The following is a 1,619-nucleotide window of genomic DNA, read 5'->3' as shown; positions in this document are numbered from 1 at the left end:
GCTTTCTGTTATTCGTGATTTGAACGAATCAGGTTGAAAGATCTGGCAATATAGTTAAGTCCTGTAACGGATTTATGCAAATCATAATTTTATCGGGCCGGCGCACTATATTTCTGAGAAATCCGCCGTATTCAATCCTGAAACATAAATTCTGACTATATTTAAGTTCTAAAGCGAAAAAAAGCCCTCTACAGTATTATGAAACAGTATTTAGACCTGATGCAGCATATCCTTGACAAAGGAGTGAAGAAAGAAGACAGGACAGGAACGGGTACCTTGAGCGTATTTGGCTACCAGATGCGATTCAACCTGGCGGATGGATTTCCGTTGGTAACCACCAAAAAAGCCCACCTCCGTTCTATCGTGCACGAGTTGCTCTGGTTTCTGAAGGGTGATACCAATATTGCTTACCTGAAAGAAAACGGCGTCACCATCTGGGATGAGTGGGCGGATGAAAACGGGGATCTGGGTCCTGTATACGGTTCCCAGTGGCGCAGCTGGCCGACACCGGATGGCCGTCATATCGACCAGATCACGCAGGTGGTGAACCAGCTGAAACAAAATCCTGATTCGCGCCGGATCATCGTGAGCGCCTGGAATGTAGCGGAGATTGAAAACATGAAGCTGCCGCCCTGCCACGCCTTCTACCAGTTTTATGTAGCGGACGGAAAACTTTCGTGCCAGCTCTACCAGCGTTCTGCCGACGTGTTTCTGGGCGTACCGTTCAACATTGCATCCTACGCGTTGCTGGTTCTGATGATGGCGCAGGTAACAGGTCTGGAGCCCGGCGAATTTATCTGGACGGGCGGAGACACCCACTTATACCTGAACCACCTGGAGCAGGCAAAACTCCAGCTTACGCGCGCACCTTATCCTTTGCCTGTTATGAAGCTCAACCCGGAAATAAAAGATATCTTCGGTTTCAAGTATGAGGACTTTAAGTTAGAGGAGTATGTTTCGCATCCGGCCATCAAAGCATCGGTGGCGGTATAAGCCCTGAGGCAAGAAAACAAAAAGGTCCGAAGTATGGCTTCGGACCTTTTTGTTTTTAGGGATTCGTGGACCATAGCCCGGCTTCTTTCAGGAATACCCGCCGGTTCAGTTTTAATTGTGCCACGATGAGTTCGGCAAAGTCCTCCGGCTGCATGACCCGCTCCGGATTTCCATCGGTTAGCTTCAGCTCAATGGCCAGTTCTGTTGCCACCGTGCTCGGGGTCAGGGTACTCACCCGTATGTTGTGCTTGCGCACTTCCTGCATCAGCGATTCAGACAGGCCGATGACGGCAAACTTGGATGCGCTGTAAGCACTTGTCACGGCAGCGCCCCGCTGTCCGGCTGTTGAGGAAATATTGATAATATCCCCGGTCTGTCGCGCTATCATATCCGGCAGAACGGCGCGGGTGACATAATATACCCCCATCAGGTTCACCCGGATGATGTTTTCCCATTCGGCCGGCTCCAGTTCCAGAAACTTGCCGAATTTAGCGGTGCCTGCGTTGTTAATGAGAATATCGATGGATCCGAGCTCGCTTTTTATTTGCTCCACGGCCGCCAGGACCGAGTCCAGGTTGGTTACGTCTGCCGTTACCACGGCAGCTTTTACACCCAGTTCTTTTATT

2 protein-coding genes are annotated in these 1,619 nt (G+C 50.3%); one reads left to right on the top strand and one right to left on the bottom strand.

Annotated features, from left to right (window positions below):
* Positions 1-198 precede the first annotated feature (198 nt).
* Entirely contained in the window at positions 199-993 is a 795-nt protein-coding gene (locus OB13_RS17165; protein WP_461491408.1) for a thymidylate synthase, read from the top strand.
* Between the two features lie 55 nt (positions 994-1,048).
* Here OB13_RS17165 and OB13_RS17160 read toward each other — a convergent pair.
* The coding region (locus OB13_RS17160; RefSeq protein WP_461491407.1) for a 3-ketoacyl-ACP reductase at positions 1,049-1,619 on the bottom strand (571 nt) is incomplete at its 5' end.

It is taken from the genome of Pontibacter sp. HJ8, from assembly GCF_054824225.1.
The sequence above is the reverse complement of the archived record's forward strand: the minus strand, read 5'-3'. Positions and strand labels throughout refer to the sequence as shown.

Coding starts and splice junctions, on each gene's coding strand:
- OB13_RS17165 (WP_461491408.1), top strand. CDS start 199: ATGAAACAGTATTTAGACCTGATGCAGCATATCCTTGACAAAGGAGTG.